21 protein-coding genes and 1 riboswitch are annotated in these 24055 nt (G+C 64.9%); of the genes, 19 read left to right on the forward strand and 2 right to left on the reverse strand.

Going from position 1 to position 24055, the window contains the following annotated elements:
- Positions 1-100 precede the first annotated feature (100 nt).
- Entirely contained in the window at positions 101-2116 is a 2016-nt protein-coding gene (locus tag ISS97_RS06920) for a phosphocholine-specific phospholipase C (protein ID WP_379986993.1), read from the reverse strand.
- Between the two features lie 676 nt (positions 2117-2792).
- Positions 2793-3010: riboswitch (cobalamin riboswitch) on the forward strand.
- A gap of 110 nt (positions 3011-3120) precedes the next feature.
- On the opposite strand from ISS97_RS06920, the gene btuB reads away from it, so the two are divergent.
- The 11 genes from btuB to ISS97_RS06975 are packed head-to-tail and all read left to right on the forward strand — an operon-like array spanning position 3121 to position 13721.
- Positions 3121-4986, forward strand: coding sequence for a TonB-dependent vitamin B12 receptor (btuB, locus tag ISS97_RS06925; RefSeq protein ID WP_379986992.1), 1866 nt, complete (start codon positions 3121-3123; stop codon positions 4984-4986).
- A gap of 21 nt (positions 4987-5007) precedes the next feature.
- On the forward strand, positions 5008-5598 hold the full coding sequence (locus ISS97_RS06930; protein WP_379986991.1) for a hypothetical protein: 591 nt from the start codon (positions 5008-5010) through the stop codon (positions 5596-5598).
- Between the two features lie 14 nt (positions 5599-5612).
- The gene (cobO, locus tag ISS97_RS06935; protein ID WP_379987216.1) at positions 5613-6212 is read left to right on the forward strand and encodes a cob(I)yrinic acid a,c-diamide adenosyltransferase; all 600 of its coding nucleotides are present in this window, start codon (positions 5613-5615) and stop codon (positions 6210-6212) included.
- The gene (locus tag ISS97_RS06940; RefSeq protein ID WP_379986990.1) at positions 6209-7504 is read left to right on the forward strand and encodes a cobyrinate a,c-diamide synthase; all 1296 of its coding nucleotides are present in this window, start codon (positions 6209-6211) and stop codon (positions 7502-7504) included. Before cobO ends, ISS97_RS06940 begins: the two co-directional genes overlap by 4 nt.
- On the forward strand, positions 7501-8421 hold the full coding sequence (gene cbiB, locus ISS97_RS06945; RefSeq protein WP_379986989.1) for an adenosylcobinamide-phosphate synthase CbiB: 921 nt from the start codon (positions 7501-7503) through the stop codon (positions 8419-8421). The genes ISS97_RS06940 and cbiB overlap by 4 nt, the downstream gene beginning before the upstream one ends.
- Positions 8414-9424 carry a threonine-phosphate decarboxylase CobD gene (gene cobD, locus ISS97_RS06950; protein WP_379986988.1) on the forward strand — a complete coding sequence of 337 codons (1011 nt, stop codon included), beginning with the start codon at positions 8414-8416 and terminating at the stop codon, positions 9422-9424. The genes cbiB and cobD overlap by 8 nt, the downstream gene beginning before the upstream one ends.
- Positions 9421-10893: a cobyric acid synthase gene (locus tag ISS97_RS06955; protein WP_379986987.1), complete on the forward strand. Its 1473-nt coding sequence runs from the start codon at positions 9421-9423 to the stop codon at positions 10891-10893. The genes cobD and ISS97_RS06955 overlap by 4 nt, the downstream gene beginning before the upstream one ends.
- Complete coding sequence (cobU, locus tag ISS97_RS06960; protein WP_379986986.1) at positions 10881-11402, forward strand: bifunctional adenosylcobinamide kinase/adenosylcobinamide-phosphate guanylyltransferase; 522 nt, start codon at positions 10881-10883, stop codon at positions 11400-11402. The genes ISS97_RS06955 and cobU overlap by 13 nt, the downstream gene beginning before the upstream one ends.
- On the forward strand, positions 11399-12445 hold the full coding sequence (gene cobT, locus ISS97_RS06965; protein WP_379986985.1) for a nicotinate-nucleotide--dimethylbenzimidazole phosphoribosyltransferase: 1047 nt from the start codon (positions 11399-11401) through the stop codon (positions 12443-12445). The genes cobU and cobT overlap by 4 nt, the downstream gene beginning before the upstream one ends.
- Complete coding sequence (locus ISS97_RS06970; RefSeq protein ID WP_379986984.1) at positions 12442-13002, forward strand: histidine phosphatase family protein; 561 nt, start codon at positions 12442-12444, stop codon at positions 13000-13002. Before cobT ends, ISS97_RS06970 begins: the two co-directional genes overlap by 4 nt.
- A complete protein-coding gene (locus ISS97_RS06975; RefSeq protein WP_379987215.1) occupies positions 12999-13721 on the forward strand; it encodes an adenosylcobinamide-GDP ribazoletransferase in 723 nt (240 codons plus the stop codon). Before ISS97_RS06970 ends, ISS97_RS06975 begins: the two co-directional genes overlap by 4 nt.
- A gap of 18 nt (positions 13722-13739) precedes the next feature.
- On the opposite strand, the gene ISS97_RS06980 is transcribed toward ISS97_RS06975, so the two are convergent.
- Positions 13740-16178: a TonB-dependent receptor plug domain-containing protein gene (locus tag ISS97_RS06980; protein WP_379986983.1), complete on the reverse strand. Its 2439-nt coding sequence runs from the start codon at positions 16176-16178 to the stop codon at positions 13740-13742.
- Positions 16179-16410: 232 nt separating this feature from the next.
- On the opposite strand from ISS97_RS06980, the gene ISS97_RS06985 reads away from it, so the two are divergent.
- From ISS97_RS06985 to ISS97_RS07020, 8 genes are all read left to right on the forward strand, one after another.
- Positions 16411-16716, forward strand: coding sequence for an FmdB family zinc ribbon protein (locus ISS97_RS06985; protein WP_379986982.1), 306 nt, complete (start codon positions 16411-16413; stop codon positions 16714-16716).
- Positions 16717-16825: 109 nt separating this feature from the next.
- On the forward strand, positions 16826-17425 hold the full coding sequence (locus ISS97_RS06990; protein WP_379986981.1) for a DUF3011 domain-containing protein: 600 nt from the start codon (positions 16826-16828) through the stop codon (positions 17423-17425).
- 175 nt (positions 17426-17600) lie between these two features.
- Positions 17601-19373, forward strand: coding sequence for an aspartate--tRNA ligase (aspS, locus tag ISS97_RS06995; protein ID WP_379986980.1), 1773 nt, complete (start codon positions 17601-17603; stop codon positions 19371-19373).
- Positions 19374-19486: 113 nt separating this feature from the next.
- A complete protein-coding gene (locus ISS97_RS07000) occupies positions 19487-20149 on the forward strand; it encodes an esterase/lipase family protein (protein WP_379986979.1) in 663 nt (220 codons plus the stop codon).
- Positions 20150-20242: 93 nt separating this feature from the next.
- The gene (locus ISS97_RS07005; RefSeq protein WP_379986978.1) at positions 20243-20974 is read left to right on the forward strand and encodes a YebC/PmpR family DNA-binding transcriptional regulator; all 732 of its coding nucleotides are present in this window, start codon (positions 20243-20245) and stop codon (positions 20972-20974) included.
- Positions 20975-21014: 40 nt separating this feature from the next.
- Complete coding sequence (gene ruvC / locus ISS97_RS07010; RefSeq protein WP_379986977.1) at positions 21015-21536, forward strand: crossover junction endodeoxyribonuclease RuvC; 522 nt, start codon at positions 21015-21017, stop codon at positions 21534-21536.
- On the forward strand, positions 21533-22132 hold the full coding sequence (gene ruvA / locus ISS97_RS07015) for a Holliday junction branch migration protein RuvA (RefSeq protein WP_379986976.1): 600 nt from the start codon (positions 21533-21535) through the stop codon (positions 22130-22132). Before ruvC ends, ruvA begins: the two co-directional genes overlap by 4 nt.
- A 16-nt stretch (positions 22133-22148) precedes the next feature.
- Positions 22149-24038, forward strand: coding sequence for a potassium transporter Kup (locus ISS97_RS07020; RefSeq protein WP_379987214.1), 1890 nt, complete (start codon positions 22149-22151; stop codon positions 24036-24038).
- Positions 24039-24055 lie beyond the last annotated feature (17 nt).

Raw genomic sequence — 24055 nt, forward strand, 5'->3', positions numbered from 1 at the left:
GAAAGCCCTGCGCAGCGGGGCTGCTCTTTTCTCCGCATGTTGCAAAGACAGCCCTGCTGCGCAGGGCTTTCGCGCACAGGGTGCGCTCCTACAACGCTATTCAGCGGGGCTCGCTGTAACTCGCTGCGCCGTTTTCCATATGGCCGGCGATGCGGCGCAACCATCCGCTGGCTTCCGCGACGGTTGCCTTCAGGTCGTACCAGTTGGCAGAGCTGCCGAGATCCCAGTGATCGGTGGCACTGCCGTGCGCCGCCACCGAATAGATGCGCACGTCCGCGCCGACATAGCCGTTGCTGACCGTAAAGGTGCAGGTGCTGCTGCCGGCGTTGGTCATGGTCAGCTGCACGCGGTTATTCGCTGGGTCGTAGCTGAGCGAGATCTCCGGCATCGCCGCGGCGTTCGCCACGCTGCCCTGGAACACGCGCAGAAAGCCGTTGGGACCGTGCGCTTCGAGCTGATAGATGCCCTTGGTGTAGGTCTTGGCGCTCCAGTAATCGGAGAGCGTCTTGCCGGCCTCCACCGTATAGCGCCACGGGCCGTCGCTGCGATTGGCGGCGTATACCTGGAATGCCGCGCCGGCTGTGCCGGTGTTGATGAATTGCAGTACGTAGCGACCCGTGGAGGTGTTTACGCTGCCCTGGATATCCAGCGCATACGGCAGTGCACGCGCCGGGCGGGTGGCATTCGATTCCGCGCCCGGCATGCTCTGCGTATTCGGCACGGTGGGAGCGGGCAGGGTGGAGCACTGCTGGTCAGCCTGCGCAGGGTAGCCGCTGGTGCCAGGCAGATTCGGCCACGCTGTATTGCTGCCGCTGAAGTCGAACACCGAGGTCAGGTCGCCGCACACGGCGCGGCGCCACGCGCTGATATTGGGTTCGGCGACGCCAAAGCGTTTTTCCAGGAAGCGCAGTACCGACGTGTGGTCGAACACTTCCGAGCAGACCCAGCCGCCGGTCGACCATGGCGAGATCACCGTCATCGGCACGCGGAAACCCAGGCCGATCGGCTTGCCGTTGCTGATCTCGCCCGTGGTGCTGACGGTGGAAAGGCCATTGGCGGATGACGAAGGCGGTGTCGGCGGCGGTACGTGATCGAAGAAACCACCGTTCTCGTCGTAGTTGAGGATGAACACCGTCTTGGCATACACGGCTGGGTTGGCGACCAGTGCGGCCAGCAGCTGCGCACTGAGGTTTTCGCCATAAGCCGGTTTGTAGTTGGCGTGCTCGGAGAGGTAGTCCGGCGCCACGATCCACGACACCTGCGGCAGCGTGTCATTCGCCACGTCGTTGGCGAACGCCGTCACTAGGTTTTGCACGGTCGCCATGCCGCGGTCGTACAGCGGCTGGCCCGCCGATGATTTCTTGAAGTTGCTGAACCAGGCCAGCGCGTTGTCGTCGAAATTGTTGCTCTGCTGATAGACCTTCCAGCTGATCCCCGCCGCCTGCAGGCGCTCCGCGTAGGTAGTCCAGCTGAAGCCTGCGCTCGGCTCGGTGTTGTCCAGCACCGCCGATTGCCCCACCGAAAGCCCGTTGCTGCCGGTGAAGAAATGCAGGCGGTTCGGGTTGGTCTGGGTCAGCGTGGAGCAGAAGTACTGGTCGCAGATGGTGAAGTTGTCGGCCAGCGCGTAATAGAACGGCAAGTCGTTGCGCGTGAAGTAACCCATGCCGAGGCCGGGCGAGCGCGCGGTATTCCATGAATCGAACTTGCCGTTGTTCCAGATCGCCGTGTCCACCGGATAGCTCATCGCCGGCGCATTGATGCAGATGCCGCTGGTGGTGGTCGTATCCATGTGGAACGGCAGCATGTAGCCCGCCGAGTTGCCGGTGTACGGCTGGTGCCACACGTTCTGCGCGCCGCCGGGCAGCAGCGCAGGCACGCGATCGGCGAATCCGCGCACGCCGGACAGGCTGCCGTAGTAGTGATCGAACGCGCGGTTCTCCTGCATGAAGATCACCACGTGCTGCACGTCGGTGATGGTGCCGCTGACGGACGCGGCGGGCGTCGCCAGCGCCTGCCGGATCGCCGGTGGCAGGGCGGACATCGCGGCCAGTCCGCCGGCGGAGGCGGCGGCCATCTTGAGGAAACTGCGTCGCTTGATGTCGTCGATCTCGCTCATGCCGCACTCCAGGTGGGCGCCGGCATGGGTGGCCGGCGGCAGGTGGAATTCCCCGCCGCCTAGGACAACTGATGGGTGTTGCAGGGCTGTGCCACTTGTGGGGCAGTTTTTTTTCGGGGGGTGGATGGGTGGGGTGCGGTGTCTATGCGCTGGATGCGCTGGGATCGGTGATGGATGCTCGCGATCCCGTTTCCTACTTCGTCATTCCGGCGTAGGCCGGAATCCAGGGAGTTGTCGCTCGGTTGCCGCGTTATCGCTCACTGGTCCGCCTGCGACGGGGTTTCGTCTCGCTGCTGCGAGACGAGTTACTTTTCTCTGCTTGCCCAGAGAAAAGTAACCAAAAGAGAGGGCACCCCGGTTGCGCGCCCTCCGGCTTCGCCTGCGGGTCCGTGAGGCTTGGCCGGGCTTTTCGACACGACGTCCCTGTCGTGTCGAAAAGGCATCGACGTCCTGTCGATGCCCCCTTCGGGGCCTGATCGTCCAACCCTCACCGCTCCACAGGGGACCCGGTGACGGGCTCGCTTCGCATCGCCCAGCAAAGATTAAAGAAAGAGCGGCTCCCTCTCCCCTCTGGGGAGAGGGTTGGGGTGAGGGGTGGGTGCTCGGGATCGCGCGGCTACTTGTTGCGGTTCTCTATAGGCAGCCTGCAAATCCCGACATATCGCCCGCGCTGCGCTAAGATCGCCGGACCTGAGGTGACTGCCGGCTTGGCTGGTGGTTGAAACGGGAATCCGGTGCGCCGTCTTTATGGCTATTCCGGAGCTGCCCCCGCAACGGTAGGCGAGATAACGATCAGCGAGAGCCACTGTGCTTAGGCATGGGAAGGTGCTGGTCGGGAAGGCATCACTGCTTTCGCTCGCGAGCCCGGAGACCGGCCTTGAGGTGAACCGGACATGCGGTGGGCGATGTCGTGGGTGGTGTGCGTCAGCACGCCGGCCAAGTCTCCCTCCGTCTGTCCTGACCCCATGCGTTCCGCGCGGGCAGGCGCGGTGTAGGAGCTCTCAGTGTCATTGCATGTTTCTTTTTTTCGCCGGTCTGCGTTGGCGGCCGCGGTGTCTTTCGTATGTTTGCCGGTGTTCGCCGCGGATGCGGCAGATGATTCGGCGAGTGATCTCAATGGCGTGGTGGTAACGGCCACGCGTACGGAGCAGACGCAGGCCAGTACGCTGGCGGCGGTGACGGTGATCGATCGGGCGGATATCGAGCGGCTGCAGCCGCAGTCGGTGCAGGATTTGCTGCAGGGTACGCCGGGTTTGTCGATCGCCAACAACGGTGGGCCGGGCAAGGCGACTTCCTTGTTTCTGCGCGGTACCGAGGCGGATCACGTATTGGTGCTGGTGGACGGCGTGAAGATCGGTTCGGCCACGCTGGGCCAGGCGTCGATCCAGAACATCCCGGTGGAGCAGATCGAGCGTATCGAGATCGTGCGCGGGCCGTTTTCGAGCCTGTACGGTTCGGAAGCGCTGGGTGGTGTGATCCAGATTTTCACGCGCCGTCCGCAGGGCGCGTTCGAGCCGAATTTCAATCTTGGCTATGGCAGCAACCAGAGCGTCCGCGCGGGTGCTGGGCTGGGCGGCAAGGTGGGTGACGGCTGGTATGCGGTCGAGGCGACGCATGAGAACACCGACGGTATCAATGCCTGCCGTGGCAAGCCTTCGCCGGGCGGCGCGGGTTGTTTTGTCTACGAACCGGATCGCGACGGGTTCCGCGACAGCTCGGTATCGCTCAAGGGCGGCTACCGCTTCAGCGAGGCCTGGGACGCGGATGCGCAGTGGCTGCGCAGCTGGGGCTATAACGAATACGACGGCTCGCTGACCAACCAGTCCGACGTGGTGCAGCAAGTGGGCGGCGCGCGTGTGCATTACCGCCCGAGCAAGTTGCTGACGCTGACCTTGAACGTGGGGCAGAGCGCGGATCTCAGCGACAACTACAAGAACGGCGTGTTCTCCAGCACCTTCAATACCCATCGCGATCTCGGTTCGCTGCAGGGCGATCTTGCGCTGGGTGGTGGGCTGTGGAGCCTGGGCTACGACTGGCAGCGCGATCGCGTGGACAGCACGACCACCTACGCGCGCGACCGTCGCCTCAACCGTGGCGTGTTTGGCCAGTGGCAGCAGGTTTTCGGCGCGCATTCGCTGCAGGCCAGCGTGCGCCGCGACGACAATCAGCAGTTCGGCGGCAAGACCACCGGCAGCGTGCTGTGGGGCTGGGACTTCACTCGCACCTTGCGGCTTACGGCGAGTGCGGGCACGGCATTCAAGGCACCGACCTTCAACGAGTTGTATTACCCCGGCTACGGCAGTCCGTCGCTGCGGCCGGAGAGTTCACGCAGCTACGAGCTGGGCCTGCGAGGCACGCATGGCTGGGGCGGCTGGTCGCTCAACGCTTTCGAAACGCGTATTCGCGACCTGATCGCCTATGACGCCTCGGTGGGGCTGCCGGGCAATGTGGAGCGCGCGCGCATTCATGGCGTGGAAGCGGTGGCGAATACCACGCTGGCCGGCTGGGATCTGCGCGGTACGGCAACCTGGCTCGATCCGCGCAACGAGAGCGATGGCCCCAATCACGACCGCCTGTTGCCGCGCCGTGCTGGGCGCAGCGCGCGCATCGATGCGGACCGCAGCTTTGGTGATTTCAGCATCGGTGCCAGCGTGTATGCCGCTGACCATCGCTATGACGACATCGCCAACCGCACGCGTCTTGGCGGCTACGCCCTGACTGATCTTCGCCTGGCTTACGCGCTGGATCGCAGCTGGAAGCTGCAGCTCAGCGCACGCAACGTGTTCGACAAGCGCTATGAGACCGCCGCGTTCTACAACCAGCTAGGGCGCACGGCGATGCTGAGCGTGAGCTATCAGCCGGCACGCTAAATCCTTCGACCTCTCTACGGAATGCTGACCATGAAACCACCGTCCTCGCGTTTCTCCATCCTGCTGCTGGTGTCGCTGGCCGCGGTGATGATCGCTACACGCTTTCATCATTTCGGCACGGCATTGAACTTGCCGGATGCCTCGATGGCGGTGTTCTTTCTTGGCGGGCTGAGTCTGCGCAAGCACCTCTACTTCGGCCTGTTCATGGTGTTGGCAGTCGTACTCGACTGGATCTCGGTGTCGTACGCCGGTGTCAGCGACTTCTGCGTGACGCCGGCGTATTCCTTCCTACTGCTGGCCTACGCGGTGCTGTGGTACGGCGGCCGCTGGTATGCCGATCGTCTGCAGGCGAGCGCCGGTTCGCTGGCCGGCGCGTTGGCCGTGGCGCTGCTTGCGGCGGCGTGCTCCTTCGCCATCTCCAATGGTGCGTTCTACTGGCTGGGCGGACGCTATGCGCAGCCGCACATGAGCGAATACCTCGCGCGGCTATGGCAGTGGGGTCCGCTGTTCGTACGTACCACGATGACCTACGTCGCGGTCGCGCTGGCGGGCTTTGCCATCTATCAGCGTGTGGTCGCGGCGCGTAGCGTCGCGGCGGAGCGCCGGGCATGACGAATCGCGAAGCGATGACCCCGGAAGAACGCCACCGCGAGCGCATGCAGCGCAAGAAGGAACTGGTGGATCGCAAGATCGCCCGCGCCACCATCGAGCGCGGTGTGCTGGTGGTGAACACCGGTAACGGCAAGGGTAAAAGTTCGTCCGGCTTCGGCATGCTGGCCCGCTCGCTGGGGCACGGTTTCCGCTGCGGCGTGGTGCAGTTCATCAAGGGCAGCTTCTCGACTGGCGAGGAAGCGTTCTTCCGCCGCTTCGCCGACGAGCTGGACTATCACGTGATGGGCGAGGGCTTCACCTGGGAGACCCAGGACAAGTCGCGCGATATTGCCGCCGCGCAGGCTGCGTGGGAGATCGCGGCGCGCATGCTGAGCGACGCGAGCTACGACTTTGTCTTGCTGGATGAGTTGAACATCGCCCTGGTCAAGCAGTACATACAGCTCGAACAGGTGCTGGCGGCCGTCGCCGCGCGTCCGCCGAATCAGCACGTGGTGATCACCGGTCGCGGCGCGCCGAGCGGGTTGGTCGAGGTGGCCGACACGGTGACGGAGATGCGCGTCGTCAAGCACGCCTTTGAAGCAGGCATCAAGGCGCAGAAGGGCATCGAGCTGTGAGCGCGCCGCGCCATTGTCCCGCGCTGCTGGTGTCTGCGCCCGCATCGGGACAGGGCAAGACTTCTTTCACCGCGGCACTGGCGCGTGCGCATGCGCGGCAGGGGCGGCGCGTGCAGGTGTTCAAGACCGGGCCGGACTTTCTCGATCCGATGGTGCTGGAGCGCGCCAGTGGCCGGCCGGTGTATCAACTCGATGGCTGGATGGGTGGCGCGGCCGATGTGCGTGCGCGTCTTTACCATGCGGCCGGCGAGGCCGATCTGATCCTGGTGGAAGGCGTGATGGGTCTGTTCGACGGCGGCGTTTCCAGCGCCGATCTGGCCCAGCAGTTCGGCCTGCCGGTGTTGGCGGTGATCGACGGTTCGGCGATGGCGCAGACGTTCGGTGCGATCGCGACGGGCCTGGCGCGCTATCGCGACGGGTTGAAAGTGCATGGCGTCGCGGCCAACCGCATCGGCAGCGCGTACCACGCCAAGCTGTTGGCGGAGAGCCTTCCGCCGGATCTGCATTGGCTCGGCGCATTGCCGCGAGATCCCGCGCTGGCCTTGCCGGAGCGGCATCTTGGTCTGGTGTCCGCAGGAGAACTGAGCGATCTCGATGCGCGTATCGATGCGCTGGCCGACGCGCTGGAAACGTATGTTTCGTTGGCGTTGCCGCCACCGGTGGCATTCGCTGCCGAAGACGTTGCGTCCATCGCACCACGTCTGGAGGGACAGCGCATCGCCATCGCGCGTGACGACGCATTCTGTTTCATCTATCCCGCCAACCTGGATGTATTGCGCGAGGCGGGCGCGGAGCTTCGCTTCTTCTCGCCGCTGGCCGGTGATTCATTGCCGGCTTGCGACGCGGTGTGGCTGCCTGGTGGCTATCCCGAACTTCATCTGCCGGCGCTGTCGCGGTTGAGCGACTTGCGTGCGGAACTGCACGCGCATGTCGATGCCGGCAAGCCTTTGCTGGCCGAATGTGGCGGCATGCTGTTTGCGCTCGATACGCTGGCGGCCAGTGAGGGGTCGGCGCATCGCATGGTGGGTCTGCTGGCCGGCCGCGCGACGATGCAGCAGCGGTTGTCGGGTCTGGGTATGCAGTCTGTGGCGTTGCCCGAAGGCGAGTTGCGTGGGCATACCTTTCACTACGCGCGGGCCGAGATCGATCAGCCGCCGCTGATGCAGGCTGCCAATCCCGACGGTGGCCCGGGACGCGAAGCGGTGTATCGCCGGCAGCGCATGACGGCGAGTTTTGTGCACTTCTATTTTCCATCGCATCCGGATGCGGCCATGCAACTGTTTTTGCCATGACCACCGCGCTCGCCATGACACTGGCGCTGTTGCTGGACGCCTGGCTGGGTGAGCTGCGCCGCGTGCATCCGCTGGTGGGCTTCGGGCGTGTGGCGGCATGGGTGGAAGCGACGTGCTATCGCGACCGTCGTGGTGCTGGTGTGTTGGCGTGGAGTCTGGCGGTGTTGCCGTGGGTGATTGCGGCGATCGGGTTCACGGTTGCGCAGTCGCCATGGCTGTCCTGTGTGGTTGGCGCCGTGCTGCTGTATCTGGCGATGGGCCATCGCAGTCTGGGCGAGCACGCGCAGCCAGTGGCCGATGCCTTGCAGCGCGGTGACCTGCCAGCGGCGCGCTTGGCAGTGGGGCGCATGGTCAGCCGCGATACTGCACTGCTGGATGAGCGTCAGGTCGCCGCCGCGGCGACCGAATCGGTGCTGGAGAACGGCAACGACGCCGTGTTCGGCGCGCTGTTCTGGTTTGCGCTGTTCGGCGCACCGGGGGTGGTGTTGTATCGGCTTGCCAATACGCTCGATGCGATGTGGGGGTATCGCACAGCGCGCTATGACCGTTTCGGTTGGGCGGCGGCGCGCATCGATGATCTTCTCAACCTCGTGCCAGCACGCCTGACTGCATTGACCTATGCACTGCTCGGCGACGCCACATGCGCATGGCGCTGTTGGCGCAGGCAGGCGCCGTTGTGGGACAGCCCCAATGCCGGCCCGGTGATGGCGGCCGGTGCGGGCGCTATCGGCGTGACGCTTGGCGGACCGGCGCCTTATGACGGTGTATGGGAGTCGCGCCCGGAGCTGGGTGAAGGCGTTGAGCCCAGTTCGGCATCGATCGTGCGCGCCCTGCGACTCGTGCGTCACGGCGTCCTGCTATGGCTGTCGGTCGCCTGGGTGTTGGCGTTGGCGAGGCATGGAGGCTGGCATGCTTGAGCATGGAGGGCGTCTGCTGCGCGCCGCGCGCGAATACGGCCGGCCGGCGGAAGAGTGGCTGGATCTATCGACCGGCATCAGCCCGTATGCGTGGCCGGTACCACCGATTCCCGCGGAAGCCTGGCACCGATTGCCCGAGCATGACGATGGCCTGATCGAAGCGGCGCGGGCGTATTACGGCACGCCGTCGCTGCTGGCGGTGGCGGGTTCGCAGGCGGCGATCCAGGCCTTGCCTGCGTTGCGTGAACGCTCCCGCGTAGGTGTGCTGTCGCCTGGGTATGCGGAACACGCGCACGCGTGGCGACAGGCCGGGCATCGGGTCGAGCAGGCTTCCGCGACGACGCTGCTTTCGCGCGCTTCGAATTTCGACGTGATCGTGTTGATGCATCCAAACAACCCGGGTGGCGAACGCTTCGCGCCGGACGAGTTGCTTGGCTTGCACGCCGGCCTCGTCCGTCGCGGTGGCTGGCTGGTGGTGGATGAGGCGTTTATCGATGCGACGCCGGATGCCAGTCTGTGTGCGTTGCCGGCGCGACCGGGTCTGGTGCTGCTGCGTTCGGTTGGCAAGTTTTTTGGTCTGGCCGGCGCGCGCGCCGGTTTTGTCTGCGCAACCACTGATTTTCTGATGGCGCTGCGAGACCGATTGGGTCCGTGGACGCTGAGTGGGCCGACGCGGCACGTGCTGAAACTGGCGTTGGCGGATAGCGCTTGGCAAGCGCAGGTACGTGAGCGCCTGCATGTGGCCAGCGCACGCTTGTCTGCCTTGCTCGGCGCGCATGGTCTGACGCCTGCGGCGGGCACCGCGTTCTTCCAATGGTGTTGCGATGAGCGCGCGCCGGTGCTGGAGCGCGCGCTGGCACGGCAGGGCGTGCTAATGCGGCGCTTCGAGACGCCGGCCAGCCTGCGCTTTGGTCTGCCCGGCGACGATCAGGCTTTTGCGCGACTGGATGTGGCGCTTGAACAGGCGATTTCGGTCGCGGCAGTGAAGGAGTCGATGCGATGACAGCGCATGTATTGATGGTGCAGGGCTGCACGTCCGACGCCGGCAAAAGCACGGTGGTGACGGCGCTATGCCGTTGGCTGCGCCGACGCGGCGTGGCGGTGGCGCCGTTCAAGCCGCAGAACATGGCCTTGAATGCGGCGGTGACGATCGACGGCGGCGAGATCGGGCGCGCGCAGGCCGTGCAGGCGCAGGCTGCCGGCGTGCCGCCGCATACGGATTTCAATCCGGTGCTGCTCAAGCCGAACTCGGACATCGGCGCGCAGGTGATCGTGCATGGCCATGCCATCGGCAGCATGGATGCGCGCGACTATCACGCTTACAAGCGCGTAGCGATGGAGGCGGTGCTGGCCTCGCATGCGCGGCTTTCGATGCAGTATCAGGCCATCGTGGTGGAAGGCGCCGGCAGTCCGGCCGAGATCAATCTGCGCGATCGCGACATCGCCAATATGGGGTATGCCGAGGCGGTGGATTGTCCGGTGCTGTTGGTTGCCGATATCGATCGTGGCGGTGTGTTTGCGCACCTCGTAGGCACGCTGGCTTTGCTGTCGGAAAGCGAGCGTGCCCGTGTGGTGGGTTTTGTGATCAATCGTTTCCGGGGCGATATCGCGCTGCTCCAGCCCGGTCTCGACTGGCTGGAGCGCGAAACCGGAAAGCCGGTGCTCGGCGTCCTGCCTTATCTGCATGGGCTGCATCTGGAGGCGGAGGACGCGCTGCCGCGCGAACGTGAAGTGCGCGAAGCGGCGAAGCTGCGCGTGGCGATTCCGGTATTGCCGCGCATCAGCAATCACACCGACTTCGATGCCTTGCGTGCGCATCCGCAACTCGATGTCCATCTGGTTGGGCCAGGCGAAACCCCGCCGGCTTGCGATCTCATGGTGCTGCCCGGCTCCAAGTCGACGCGCGCCGATCTGGCGTGGCTGCGTTATGCGGGATGGGATGCCGCCATCGCGAAACATCTCCGCTATGGCGGCAAGCTGATCGGCATCTGCGGCGGCTTCCAGATGCTGGGGCAGGCCATCCACGATCCGCTGGGCATCGAGGGTGAGGCAGGTTCCAGTGAGGGCCTGGGCTGGCTGGCGATGGAGACGACGCTGGAGAGCGGCAAGCAGTTGCGCCAGGCCAGCGGGCGGCTGGTGTTCGATGGCGCGACGGTTCGCGGTTATGAAATCCATTGCGGCATCAGTCGCGGCGAGGCCTTGCGAGCGCCGGTCTGTGTTCTTGACGACGGTCGCCGCGACGGGGCGCTTTCCGCTGACGGACAGATACTCGGCACCTATCTGCATGGCCTGTTCGATGAGCCGGCGGCGCTGCTGGCGCTGTTGCACTGGGCTGGGTTGCGCGACGCCGTCGCCGTCGACGTGCGCGCTTTGCGCGAGGCGAGCATCGAGCGTCTGGCCGATGCCGTCGAAGCGCATCTGGATACGGATATCTTGTCGAAACTGTTGGGAGTGAACGCATGCGCAGTCTGATTCTTGGTGGCGCGCGCTCGGGCAAGAGCGCGCTGGCCGAAGGGATGGCGACGGCGTCGGGCGCCGATGTGGTCTATATCGCCACTGCGCAGGCGCACGACGAGGAAATGGCTGCGCGCATCGCTCACCATCGCGCGCGGCGACCCAAGTACTGGCATAGCGTGGAAGAACCGCTGGCGCTCGCCGCCACCTTGCGGGATCACGCGCGCCCGGGGCGCTGCCTGCTGGTGGATTGCCTCACGCTGTGGCTCAGCAATCTGCTGGGCGATGCCGATGCACAACGTTTTGAACGCGAGCGCGAAGCACTGCTGAATGTGCTGCCGTCCTTGCCCGGCGAGGTATTGCTGGTCAGCAACGAAGTTGGTCTTGGCGTGGTGCCGATGGGCGTGCTGAGTCGGCGCTTCGTCGATGAAGCCGGGCGCCTGCATCAGTCGCTCGCCGTGCACTGCGAGCGTGTGTTGTTTGTGGCGGCCGGTTTGCCGCTGGCTCTCAAGGGAAATCTGTCGTGACTATCGAGTTCTTGAATCAGCCTTGCGCCGTCGTTGATTGCACTATTGAAGCGGCTGCACGTGCCCATCAGCAGCAGTTGACCAAGCCGCCGGGTTCGCTGGGCGCTCTGGAGTCAGTGGCGATACGGCTGGCCGGCCTGCAGGGCCATGCGCGGCCGCAAGTGGAACGGGTGTGGATCAGCGTGTTTGCTGGCGATCATGGTGTGGCGGAGGAAGGTGTTTCCGCGTTTCCGCAGGCGGTGACCGGCGAGATGGTGCGCAACTTCGCCCATGGCGGTGCGGCGATCAGCGTGCTGGCGAGTGAGCTGGGCGCATCGCTGGAAGTCGTGAATCTCGGCACGGTGAACGATCCGGGTGAGCTTCCCGGTGTGCGCCGCGCTTTCATCGCCAGTTCCACGGCGAACTTCGCGGCCGGTGAAGCGATGACACCATTGCAGTTGCAGGCGGCCCTGCAGGCGGGCGCGGATAGTGTGCATGCCGCGAAGCAGGCAGGTGCGCAGTTGTTTATCGGCGGCGAGATGGGTATTGCCAATACCACGGCAGCCACCGCGCTGGCTTGCGCGCTTCTGCGCGAGTCGGCGGCATCGCTGGCCGGCGCGGGCACCGGACTCGATGATGCGGGTATTGCGCGCAAGGCGGCGGTGATCGAGCGCGGCCTTGCGCGGCATCGCGATGCGTCTTCGCCGCTGGAGCAGTTGCGGTGTTTCGGCGGGTTTGAAATAGCGGCGCTGACCGGTGCTTATATCGCTGCAGCGCAGAGCGGCTTGCCGGTGCTCGTCGATGGATTCATTACCACCGCGGCCGCGCTTGCCTCAGTGCGCATCCAGCCAGCGTGCCGGCCATGGATGCTGTTCTCGCATCGTTCGCATGAGCGCGGGCATGCGCGTCTGCTGGCCGCGCTGGAGGCCGATCCGCTGCTCGATCTCAATCTGCGGCTGGGCGAGGCGAGCGGTGCCGCGGTCGCCGTGCCGCTGCTGCGGCTGGCTTGCGCACTACACAATCGCATGGCGACGTTCGAGCAGGCTGGGGTGTCGAACGCATGAACACTACCGTCGACCTGCTGCGCCATGGCGATACCGGGCAGCGCAGCTATCGCGGGCAACTCGACGATCAGCTAACGGTGACGGGCTGGGCGCAATTGCGCGCGGCGGTGGCAGGGCAAAGCTGGGATGCGGTGGTGTCGTCATCACTGCGGCGCTGTGCCGATTTCGCGCGTGAGCTGGCGGCGGCACGTGAGTTGCCGCTGCGGCTGGATGCGCGGCTGGCGGAATATCACTTCGGCGACTGGCAGGGCGTGCCGATCGAGACGCTGGCACAAGAGCAGGGCGATACGCTGGGCCGGTTCTGGGCCGATCCGGTGGCGCATCCGCCACCGGGTGGGGAATCCTTCGGCCAGTTTCGTGTGCGCCTGAGTGCCGCGTTGAATGATGTGGTGCGTGAGGCGAAAGGCCGGCGCGTGCTGGTGATCACGCACGGTGGTGCGATCCGCCTGCTGCGCTGCCTGGTGGAAGGGCGCAGCTATGGCGATATGGCCGGTATCGATGTGCCGCATGCATCATTGCATCCGTTGGCGTGGCCGGTGGGCGGAGCGCAGGCCTGATGCGCGGTCTGCTGATGGCAATCGGTTTTCTCACGCGCATCCCTGTACCGGCGAGCGTTTTTGATGAGGCGCAGGGAAAGGGGCGATCGCTGGCGTGGTATCCGGCGGTCGGTTTATTGATCGGCTTGCTGCTCTATCTGTTGCAGTGGGGCATGCAGGGCTGGTCCCCGCTGCTTGTTGCGGCGTTGTTGTTGTCGGCATGGGTGTTGATTACCGGCGCGCTGCATCTGGACGGCCTCGCCGATAGCGCCGACGCATGGATTGGCGGGATAGGCGACCGCGAGCGCACGCTGGCGATCATGAAGGACCCGAGGTGCGGTCCGGCCGGTGTGGTCGCGTTGGTGCTGGTGTTGCTGGTGAAGTTCGCCGCGCTCGCCGGTTCGCCGATGGGAGTGTGGCTGCTGCTGGCACCGCTGCTCGGTAGAGCGGTGCTGACGGTGGCGTTTCTCACCACGCCTTATGTGCGTAGCGGGGGGCTGGGCAGCGGCTTGATGGATGCACCGGCACTGGCTTGCCTGTCGATGCTGGCGATGGCCGTGCTGTTCTGTTTGTCGGCTGGCTGGCGTGGTGCGTGGGTGCTGGTCGCCGTTGCCGTGCTGTTTCTGTTGTGGCGACGTGCCTGCATGCACCGCCTGGGCGGCATGACGGGCGATACCTGTGGTGCGCTCGCTGAACTTACCGAGGCGGTCGTGCTGGTCGTGCTGGCGGCGCCGCACTGAGCGCCGCCAGCGTCGCTATCACCAGCGATAGGCCACCTTGCCGTAGACATAGGCGCCGTTGAAGCCGAACGGCGAGAACACCGAATAGGGCAGGGTGCCGTTGTTGTCGTTGGCGGGGATCACGCGGTCCGGATAGGTGTTGAACACGTTGTCCGCGCCGAGGCTGAAGGTCCAGCGATCCAGGTTGTAGTTCACTGCCAGATCCAGCAGCCACTTGCTGCCGAAGGTCTGGTCGAACTGCGCGCTGGTCGAGTTGTACGAGGTGAACTTGCCGTAGCGGGTCAGGGTGCCGCTCACGCTCCAGCGATCAATGCTGTACAGGCCGTTGAGGATCAGCTTGCTGCGCGGCGTGGTATCGGCGAGCAGGCCGTACTGATCGCGGCGGTCGATGCGCTTGAGGTTGAGGCCCAGCGTGCTGAGGATCGCCGGGTTCGCCTTGACGTCGGTGACCTTGTTCTTGTTGTAGTTGTAGCTGAGCGTGGTCTGCAACGTGCCGGCGTTGCCGAGGTCGAAGCGGTAGCTGCCGACCAGGTCCACGCCGCGCGTGCGTGTGTTCACCGCATTGGTGAAGTAAGCGATGCCGCTGTAGTTGAGATCGGTGACGCCGTTGGCGACCAGGTAGTTATGCACCTTGGCCGAGTTGGTGGCCAGGTTGCTGGACAGCACGATGCGGTTGTCGATAGTGATCTGGTACAGGTCGACGCTGATGTTCAGCGGATCGATCGGGTTCCACACCGCGCCTACCGTGTAGTTATGCGACTTCTCCGGCTTCAGCGCCTGGCCGCCGAGCAGCGTGGCCACCTGGCTGGTGGAAGGCACGATGCCGGTGTTGTAGATGCCGGGCGGCAGCCCCAGCGAGTTGCCGGCGCCGAAGAACAGCGACGAGATATACGAGTAGTTTTGCTGGGCCAGCGACGGCGCGCGGAAACCGGTCGACGCGCTGGCGCGCAGGGCGAAGCGGTCGGTGAAGTCGTAGCGGCCGGCCAGTGCGCCTGACGTGGTGCTGCCGAAGTCCGAGTAGTCCTCGTGCCGCACCGAGAGCGAGGTGCCCAGCTTATCGGTGAGGTTGGTTTCCAGGCTGATGTATTCGGCCACGTCATGACGCGCATGCGCGCCGGCGTTGGCCGGCTGGAAGCCGCCGAAGCCCTGCGCACCGCCGGACACGCCGGAGGTGCCGGTGTAGTACGAAGGCAGATCGCCCGCGACGATCTTGTAGGTCTGGCGCAGGTATTCCGCACCGAACGCGAGCGTCACCGGATTCGGCAGCCAGCTGGTAGCGAACTCCTTGGCGATGTCCACGTCGAACGCTTGCTGCGAGGCGGACAGGATGCCGTCGTGGAAACGCGTGGGGCTGTAACCAAAGTCGCGCAGGAAAGCGCGGTTCACGCTCTGCTGCGTGGCATAGGAAACACGGTTGCCGCCGTAGTTGGCGCTGACGTCCCAGCGCCAGCCGCCGCTGGTCTTGCCGCGCACGCCGAGTACTAGCGAGCGGTCGAGCGAATCCGAGTTCTCCAGCGGCAGGTAGCCGTGGGGATAGATCGATGGCACCGAGTTGCTGTTGGCCAGGTTGCGGAAGAACGCCGGCGAGGTGCTGTCGCGTTTGCTGACATGGCCGAAGGCGTACAGCTCCACCGCCGGTGTGATGTTGTACTGGCCGTTGAGGAACAGATTGTGGTCGCCGACCACGGGGTCGCCGAAGCGCTGCGTGGTGCCTTCCCAGGCGCGCGTGCGGTTGGGGCCGGCGCGGTTGGTGTAGTCCTGATGGCCGTTCTGCACGGTGAAGCGCAGCCAGCCCCGGTCGTTGTTGAGCGGCAGGGCGAAGTTGGCCGAGCCCTGCCACTGCCGGCCGTCGCCGGCTGAATACTGGCCGCCGCCGAGTTCGACCGAGCCGCCCTTGGCACCGCCCTTGAGCACGATGTTGATCACGCCCGCGATGGCATCGGAGCCGTATTGCGCCGATGCGCCGTCGCGCAGCACTTCGATGTGGTCGATGGCCGCCATCGGAATGGTGTTGAGGTCGACTGCCTGCGAGCCACGGCCGAGTACGCCGTTGGTAAGCAGGATCGCGCCAGGGTGCCAGCGCTTGCCGTTCACCAGCACCAGCACCTGGTCGGGCGACAGGCCGCGCAGCTGCGCGGGGCGCTGCGAGTCGGCGGTGTCGGCGGCCGCGGGGCGCGGGAAGGTGAGCGACGGAATGATGCGTGCGAGCGCGGTGGAGAGCTCGGTGGTGCCGGTTTCCTGCAGTACCTTGGCCGAGACCACATCGATCGGTGTCAGCGAACTGCTTTCGGTGCGATTGTCGGCGCGCGTGCCGGTGACGATGACAGGGCCGAGGTTCTTGGCCTTGTCGGCGGCGGGTGCGGGCGTGGCGTCCTGTGCGTGCGCGCCGGCCGAAAGGGCCAGCAGCAATGCGAGCGAAAGCGACGTCGGTACGATGCGGCGATGTGGTTGGTACATCCGAACTCCCCAGTGATGCTGTGATGCAGCAAAGGCAGGCTAGACCCCGCGGAGTTGTCGCGTCAATAGCCGTCTAGACGTCCAAGTGCCATGAAGTATCCTTCGGGAGGCGGTATACGGGAGTGGGTGAGGCAGTGTTTTCGGGGGTCCCCGGGGCGTTGAAATCCCGCCATCTGACTCGATAATGGCGGATTGCCGGTGTGCGCGCCGGCCTGCAAGTACTGGAGTTTCCATGCCGATCTATGAATTCGAATGCAGCGGCTGCGGCCACCGCTTCGACCGCCTGCAAAAGATGTCCGATCCCGATCCGACCGACTGTCCGGTGTGCGCGGTGCCCAAGGTGCAGCGCATGCTCAGCGCCCCGTCGTTCCGTCTGGCCGGCAGCGGCTGGTACGAGACCGACTTCAAGAAGGACGGCGACAAGAAGCGCAACCTGGCCGGTGACGCAGGAGCGGCCTCGAGCGCCGCGACACCCACTCCAGGGCCTGCTGCGGCACCCGCTCCGGCACCTGCCAGCAGCTCCGGCAGCAGCGACTGAATGATGTCCTACCGGTCGCAAGTTCGTGGCGGCCGGATCGCAAAATATTCAATTCCGGTTGCCTGAGTTCAAGTAGCGTGGTGTCACCTTCAACATGTGGTGGACGACGATGAGCGCGATGAGCAGGGGGCTGTGGGCAGTGGTGGCGGTGGCTGGCGCCAGCCTGGGTTGGATGACGCCTTCTTCCGCGCAGGCCCAATGGGGTGGTCGCGAGCCGCAGGCGGTTTACTGCGCCGGCAACGATGGCCGGCCGGCCCAGTGCCCGGTGCCGTGGCGAGGACCTTCGGACATGGTGCAGCAACTGTCGAGGACGGACTGCATCCGGGGCCGCACCTGGGGTACTGACGATGGTTCGGTCTGGGTGAACGGCGGTTGCCGCGCCAACTTCCTGCCGGCGCGCGGCGGCTGGGGCGGCGGCTGGCGGCCGGGTTGGGACAATGGCCGTCCCGATCGGGATGACGATGATCGCCCCGATGGCGGCTGGCGTCCGGGTCCGGACTGGGACCGCGAGATCCAGCTGCGCTGCGATAGCAATGGCAGCCGCTATCAGTTGTGCCAAGTCGACGTGGGTCGCAATGGACGTGTGCGTCTTATCCGCCAGATCTCTGATACCCGTTGCCGCGAGGGTGACAACTGGGGCTGGAACCGCGCTGGCGTGTGGGTGGACAACGGTTGCCGCGGCATCTTCTCGGTTGACCGGCGCTGGTAATACTTGAGGCGTGGGGAACGGGGACTAGGGAACGGGGAGCAAAAGCTCGCAGCGTGTGACGCCGTTCCCCGTTCCCCGTTCCCCGTCCTTGGCCTGCCTGTGATTGCCGGGGCTGCTACTATTCCGGGTCTTTTCCATGTCTTATGCCGCCGCGGCGGCCCGGAGTTCCAAGCGCATGCGCACGCATTACTGCGGCCTCATCGACGAGGCGCTGGTCGGCCAGACCGTCACCCTGTGCGGCTGGGTCAATACCCTTCGCCTGCAGAGCCACGTTGCCTTTGTCGACCTGCGCGACCATGAAGGGATCGCCCAGGTGGTGGTGGAGCGCGAGAACGCCGAGGCGTTCGCGGTGGCCAGCGGGATCGGCTACGAGTACTGCCTTCGCGTCACCGGCACCATCCGCAAGCGTCTGTCGGTGAACGACAAGCTCAGGACCGGCGCGGTCGAGCTGGTGGCCGACCAGGTGGAAGTGCTCAACGCCGCGAAGGACTTGCCGTTCGCGCTGCACGAGAATCCCAACGAGGACATGCGGATGACCTACCGCTACCTCGACCTGCGCCGCCCCGAGATGCAGCGCATGATGCGCACCCGCATCAAGCTGGTGCAGGCGCTGCGCCGTTACCTTGATGCGCGCGGCTTTCAGGACATCGAGACCCCGATTCTCACCAAAGCCACGCCGGAAGGCGCGCGCGACTATCTGGTGCCGAGCCGCGTGCATCCGGGCCAGTTCTATGCGCTGCCGCAGTCGCCGCAGCTGTTCAAGCAGATCCTGATGATGGCCGGTTTCGATCGCTACTATCAGATCGCCCGCTGTTTCCGCGACGAAGACTTGCGCGCCGATCGCCAGCCGGAATTCACCCAGCTCGATCTTGAGTTTGCCTTTGTCGAAGAGAAGGACGTGCAGGATTTCGTGGAGGAGCTGATCCGCCACGTGTTCAAGGAAGTGCAGGGCGTCGAACTGGCCGAGACCTTCCCGCGCATGACCTGGGCGGAAGCCATGCGCCGCTTCGGTTCCGACAAGCCGGACCTGCGCATTGCGCTGGAACTGGTTGATGTGGCTGATGCGCTGAAGCAGGTGGAGTTCAAGGTGTTCGCCGAGCCGGCCAACGATCAGGCCGGCCGCGTCGCCGCGTTGCGCCTGCCGGGTGGCGGCACGCTGACCCGCAAGGAAATCGACCAGCTCACCGAATACGTCGCCAAGTACGGTGCCAAGGGTCTGGCCTGGCTGCGCATCGATGATCTGTCCAAGGGGCGCGAAGGCATCAATTCGCCGGTGGCGAAGTTCCTCGACGACACAGCGTTGGATGCCATGCTCAAGGCGACCGGTGCGCAGACGGGCGACATGGTGTTTATCGGCGCCGGTAAGTGGAAGACGGTCACCGACTTCATGGGCGCGTTGCGCCTGAAGGTCGGCAAGGATCGTGGCCTGGTGGAAAACAGCTGGAAGCCGCTGTGGGTCACCGATTTCCCGATGTTCGAGTACGACGACGAAGAAAAGCGCTTTGTCGCCCTGCATCACCCGTTCACCGCTCCCAAGGTCGATGACATCGGCGAGTTGCGTGCGAACGCGGCGAATGCGGTGAGCCGCGGCTACGACATGGTGCTCAACGGTGCCGAGATTGGCGGTGGTTCGATCCGTATCCATCGCCCGGATATGCAGAGTGCGGTATTCGAGTTGCTGGGCATCGGTGCGGAAGAGGCCGAGATGAAGTTCGGCTTCCTGCTCAAGGCGCTGAAGTTCGGCGCGCCGCCACATGGCGGTCTGGCCTTCGGTATCGATCGTATCGCGGCGCTGATGGCCGGTACTGAGTCGATCCGCGATGTGATCGCTTTCCCCAAGACCACCAGCGCGCAGGATCTGATGACCGACGCGCCGTCGATGGTCTCGGAGCCGCAGCTGAAAGAACTGCACGTGCGGGTTGCCGCCGCGGACAAGCTTCACGGCTAAGGCGCTACGGCACCGAAGAACGGCTGGTTTTGTGACGGGCAGGCTTGCTCCTTTGGAGTGAGCCTGCCTATCGTGCTGTTCCCTTGTTTCTCTTCTTCCTCTCCGGCCTTTCGATGACCGATCACGTGATCTTGTTGCATGGCCTTTGGATGCGCGGTTTCGCGCTGGTCATGCTGCATCGCCGGCTGATGGAGGCTGGGTTCCGCGTGCATCGCTTCGACTATATGAGTGTGGCGGCGACGCAGGAGCGCATTCTCGGCCGTCTGCATGCGCGCATGCAGGAGCTGGTGCCGGATGAGGGCTCGGTGCATCTGGTGGGGCATAGCCTGGGTGGTTTGCTCGCACTGCGTGCCTGCGCGGAAGAGGCGCCGTTACCGCCAGGGCGCATCGTCTGCCTTGGTTCGCCACTGAAAGGCAGTGCCGCCGCGCGGGCGTTCGCGGATCTGGGTGGACGCGGCGGCATGGCGTTGCTGGGACACAATCGCAGCCTGCTTGAGCATGGCTTCGATCAATGGACGGGCGCGCGCGAAGTCGGTGTGATCGCGGGCCGCCTGCCGATCGGGTTGGGTGCCATGCTGGGGCCGCTCGCGGGCGAACATGACGGAACCGTGGCAGTCGCAGAGACGGAATTGCCGGGTATTGCCGATCACTGTGTGGTTGAGGCCAACCATACGGGTTTGCTGTTTTCGGCCGAAGTGGCGCGGCAGATCGCCCGGTTTTTGCAGCAGGGGCGCTTCGATCGCGTCGCTACCCCTGCGGCGAATCGCCCCGGGTGATCAATCCGCTGGAATCTGGCCGGCTTGCCAGCCCTCCGGGCGAACGGGATAAAATCCGCCCCTTGTCCGTACGCAAAGGTTCAGGAACACGCCATGGGTAGAGGCCCGTCCATCGAAGGTCGCAAGAACGCCGAAGACGCCAAGCGCGCCAAGGTGTTCACCAAGTTGATCCGCGAGATCACGGTGGCCACCCGTGCCGGCGTGGCCGACCCGGCCGCCAATCCGCGCCTGCGCGCGGCGGTGGACAAGGCGCTGTCCGCGAATATGACCAAGGACACCATCGAGCGCGCGATCAAGCGCGGCTCCGGTGCGGATGGTGGCGCGGCGGAAGAACTCCGCTACGAAGGCTACGGCCCGGGTGGCATCGCGCTGATCATCGATTGCTTCACCGACAACCAGACTCGCACCGTCGCCGACGTGCGCGCCGTGCTCAACAAGAACGGCGGCAATCTGGGCACCACCAATTCGGTGGCATTCCAGTTCACCCGCTGCGGCGAGCTGGTGTTCGCCACCGGTGGCGATGAGTCCCAGGAAGAAAAAGTGCTCGAAGCGGCGCTGGAGGCCGGCGCCGACGACGTCATCAACGAGCACGGCGAGAGCACGGTGATCTGCGCGCCGGAAAATTTCGAGTCGGTGCAGCAGGCGTTGATCCAAGCCGGCCTGCATGCCGAGCATGCGGGTGTGACGATGCGCCCGAACAATCGCGTGGCCGTGTCGCCCGAGAACGTCGAAGCCTTGCAGACCCTGCTCGATAAGCTCGATGCGCTGGACGATGTGAGCGAGGTCTCGCACAACGCGCTGCTTCCGGCCGAGGCTGCCGGCTAAGTCCTCACGGGCCGTTGCGGCCCGTGGCGAGCGCGCGCTCATGACCCGCATCATCGGCATCGACCCTGGCAGCCAGCGCACCGGCGTAGGCATCATCGAGGTCGATGCGGCCGGCAAGTTGTCCCATGTTTTTCATGGTGCGCTGGCGGTGGCCGGCGAGGCCAGTTTTCCGCTGCGCCTGAAACGCATCTTTGACGAGCTGTGTGCCATCATCGCCGCGCATCGGCCGGATGAGTGCGGCATCGAGCGTGTATTCATGGCGCGCAATGCTGATTCGGCCTTGAAACTGGGGCAGGCGAGAGGCGCCGCGATCTGTGCGGTGGTGAGCCAGGGGATCGTGGTGCACGAATACGCAGCGACGGAAGTAAAGCAGTCAGTGGTCGGCAGCGGCCGTGGCGACAAAACCCAGGTACAGCACATGGTCGGCGTGCTGCTCGGCCTCAAGGGACCGCTGCAGGCGGATGCCGCGGACGCGCTGGCCATCGCAGTAACCCATGCGCATACCCGTGCCAGCCTGGCGCGCGTGGGTATTCCGCGTACCGCGTGGAGACGCCGCCGATGATCGGTCGCCTGCGCGGCATTCTGATTTCCAAGCAGCCGCCGTGGCTGCTGGTGGAAGTGGGCGGTGTCGGCTACGAGCTGGAGGCGCCCATGTCCACCATGTACGACCTGCCGGCCACCGGTAAGGAAGTGACCCTGCTCACCCACTACGCGGTGAAGGAAGACACTGTTGCGCTGTATGGCTTTCTGCACGAAAGCGAGCGCGCGCTGTTCCGCAATCTGCAGAAGGTGAGCGGCATCGGCGCGAAGATTGCGTTGTCGGTGCTGTCCGGCGTCTCCACCAGCGATTTTGCGCGGCTGGTACAAACCGGCGACGTGGTGGCACTGACCAAGATTCCCGGCATCGGCAAGAAGACCGCCGAGCGCATGGTGGTGGAGCTGCGCGATCGCGTGGACGGCCTGGCAGTGAGTTTGCCGGGTGTTTCTTCCAAGACGAACGGCGCGCCGCTCGATCCAGCGGGCGAGGCCACCGTGGCCTTGCAACAGCTCGGCTACAAGCCGGTCGAGGTGACCCGTCTGGTGCAGAAAGTCGCCGTCGAAGGCGATAGCGCCGAATCGATCATCCGCAAGGCGCTGCGCGCCGCATTAGGGAACTGACGTGAATCCAGCCTCCATGCATGGCAGCGCCGACGCCGAGACCAAGCGACGCCTGGCCGCCCTGGCGCTGGGCGCCATTGGTGTCGTCTACGGCGACATCGGCACCAGTCCGCTGTACACCCTGCAGACCACGCTTAGTCACGATGGGATGAAGCCGACCCCGGAGAGCATCTTCGGTGTGCTGTCGCTGATTTTCTGGGCGCAGATCATCGTGGTCTCGCTCAAGTACGTGGTGTTCATCATGCGCGCCGACAACAAGGGCGAGGGCGGCATCATGGCGCTGCTCGCGCTGGCGCTGCGCAGCGCCAGGGGGGATGCGCGGATGCGCTGGATCCTGGCGATCCTTGGCATTTTCGGCGCGGCTTTGTTCTATGGCGATGGCGTGATCACGCCGGCCATCTCGGTGTTGTCCGCGGTAGAAGGTATGAAGGTGGCCGTCCCCGACTTGCCGCACTGGGTGGTGCCGGTGACATCGGTGGTGATCCTGTTCTTTTTGTTTGCCTTGCAGCGGCATGGCACCGAGCGCGTGGGCAAGCTGTTCGGCCCGGTGATGGTGATCTGGTTCGTGGTCATCGCGTTGCTTGGCGTGCGCATGATCCTGGACAACCCGCACGTGCTGCTTGCGCTGAATCCCATGTACGGCGTCAAGTTCTTCATCAGCCACGGCATGCAGGCATTCATCGCTCTCGGTGGCGTGGTGCTGGCGCTGACCGGTGCGGAGGCGCTGTACGCGGACATGGGGCATTTCGGCAAGAAGCCGATCCGCCTGGCCTGGTTCAGTTTCGTGCTGCCGGCACTGGTGCTCAACTATTTCGGCCAGGGCGCGCTGTTGCTCGACCATCCTGAAGCCATCGACAACCCGTTCTTCAAGCTGGTGCCCACGGCGCTGCTGTATCCGATGATCGGCCTGGCGACGGTGGCGACGGTGATCGCCTCGCAGGCAGTGATCTCGGGCGCGTTCTCCATGACGCGCGAGGCGATGTCGCTGGGTTACTCGATGCGCATGCCGATTGTGCATACCTCGCGCGAGATGTCTGGCCAGATCTTCGTGCCCTGGGTCAACTCCTTCCTGTTGGTGATGGTGTTGCTGGCGGTGCTGGGCTTCCGCAGCTCGGAGAATCTGAGCGCGGCCTATGGCATTGCGGTGACCGGCACGATGACGGTGACGACCATTCTCGCCCTGGTGGTAGCGCGCTATCAGTGGAAGTGGAGCCGCATCGCGGTGGCGGTGGCGGGCATTCTGCTGCTCACCATCGATCTGTCTTTCCTTGGCGCCAACCTGATCAAGATCGAGTACGGCGGCTGGTTCCCGCTGGTGCTCGGCGTGGGTGTGTTCATCGTGATGACCACCTGGCGTCGCGGACGCGAGCTGGTGGTGCGCGAGATCAAGCAGTCCGGTCTGGCGCTGGCGCCGTTTATCGAGAACGTCAGCGACCATCCGCCGTTGCGCGTGCCGGGTTCGGCGGTGTTCCTCACTGCCAACCAGCATGCTGTGCCGCACGCGCTGCTGCACAACCTCAAACACAACAAAGTGCTGCATCAGCGCAATGTGTTGCTGACGGTCGAGATGCTGGAAACGCCGGTGGCGGATGCGGACGAGCGCATTCACATCACCTCGCTCGGTCACGATTTCTACGGCCTGGAATTGCGTTTCGGTTTCGCCGAAGACCCGAATATTCCCGAGGCCCTGTCCAAATGTTCGCGCAATGGCCTGCCGTTCGACATGATGGACACCACGTTCTTCCTGTCGCGCGAAACCATCATTGCGGACGATCGCCGGCCGGGTATGGCACTGTGGCGTGACAAGCTGTTCGCCTTCATGGCCCGCAATGCGCTGCCGGCTACCGCGTTCTTCCAGATCCCCGGCAACCGGCTGATCGAGCTGGGCGCACAGGTCGAGATCTAAGCTCCTACGGGCGTCCG

The organism is Dyella koreensis, from assembly GCF_044904565.1.
GTDB lineage: Bacteria > Pseudomonadota > Gammaproteobacteria > Xanthomonadales > Rhodanobacteraceae > Dyella_D > Dyella_D koreensis.

What these genes read in the sequence shown, in the direction of transcription:
- aspS (WP_379986980.1), top strand. Translation starts at nt 17,601, where the DNA reads ATGCGCACGCATTACTGCGGCCTCATCGACGAGGCGCTGGTCGGCCAG.
- ISS97_RS07005 (WP_379986978.1), top strand. Translation starts at nt 20,243, where the DNA reads ATGGGTAGAGGCCCGTCCATCGAAGGTCGCAAGAACGCCGAAGACGCC.
- cobD (WP_379986988.1), top strand. Translation starts at nt 8,414, where the DNA reads ATGCTTGAGCATGGAGGGCGTCTGCTGCGCGCCGCGCGCGAATACGGC.
- ISS97_RS07000 (WP_379986979.1), top strand. Translation starts at nt 19,487, where the DNA reads ATGACCGATCACGTGATCTTGTTGCATGGCCTTTGGATGCGCGGTTTC.
- ISS97_RS06990 (WP_379986981.1), top strand. Translation starts at nt 16,826, where the DNA reads ATGAGCGCGATGAGCAGGGGGCTGTGGGCAGTGGTGGCGGTGGCTGGC.
- ruvA (WP_379986976.1), top strand. Translation starts at nt 21,533, where the DNA reads ATGATCGGTCGCCTGCGCGGCATTCTGATTTCCAAGCAGCCGCCGTGG.
- ISS97_RS06980 (WP_379986983.1), bottom strand. Translation starts at nt 16,178, where the DNA reads ATGTACCAACCACATCGCCGCATCGTACCGACGTCGCTTTCGCTCGCA.
- ISS97_RS06920 (WP_379986993.1), bottom strand. Translation starts at nt 2,116, where the DNA reads ATGAGCGAGATCGACGACATCAAGCGACGCAGTTTCCTCAAGATGGCC.
- ISS97_RS06985 (WP_379986982.1), top strand. Translation starts at nt 16,411, where the DNA reads ATGCCGATCTATGAATTCGAATGCAGCGGCTGCGGCCACCGCTTCGAC.
- ISS97_RS06970 (WP_379986984.1), top strand. Translation starts at nt 12,442, where the DNA reads ATGAACACTACCGTCGACCTGCTGCGCCATGGCGATACCGGGCAGCGC.
- cobU (WP_379986986.1), top strand. Translation starts at nt 10,881, where the DNA reads ATGCGCAGTCTGATTCTTGGTGGCGCGCGCTCGGGCAAGAGCGCGCTG.
- ISS97_RS06930 (WP_379986991.1), top strand. Translation starts at nt 5,008, where the DNA reads ATGCTGACCATGAAACCACCGTCCTCGCGTTTCTCCATCCTGCTGCTG.
- cbiB (WP_379986989.1), top strand. Translation starts at nt 7,501, where the DNA reads ATGACCACCGCGCTCGCCATGACACTGGCGCTGTTGCTGGACGCCTGG.
- ruvC (WP_379986977.1), top strand. Translation starts at nt 21,015, where the DNA reads ATGACCCGCATCATCGGCATCGACCCTGGCAGCCAGCGCACCGGCGTA.
- ISS97_RS07020 (WP_379987214.1), top strand. Translation starts at nt 22,149, where the DNA reads ATGCATGGCAGCGCCGACGCCGAGACCAAGCGACGCCTGGCCGCCCTG.
- ISS97_RS06955 (WP_379986987.1), top strand. Translation starts at nt 9,421, where the DNA reads ATGACAGCGCATGTATTGATGGTGCAGGGCTGCACGTCCGACGCCGGC.
- cobO (WP_379987216.1), top strand. Translation starts at nt 5,613, where the DNA reads ATGACCCCGGAAGAACGCCACCGCGAGCGCATGCAGCGCAAGAAGGAA.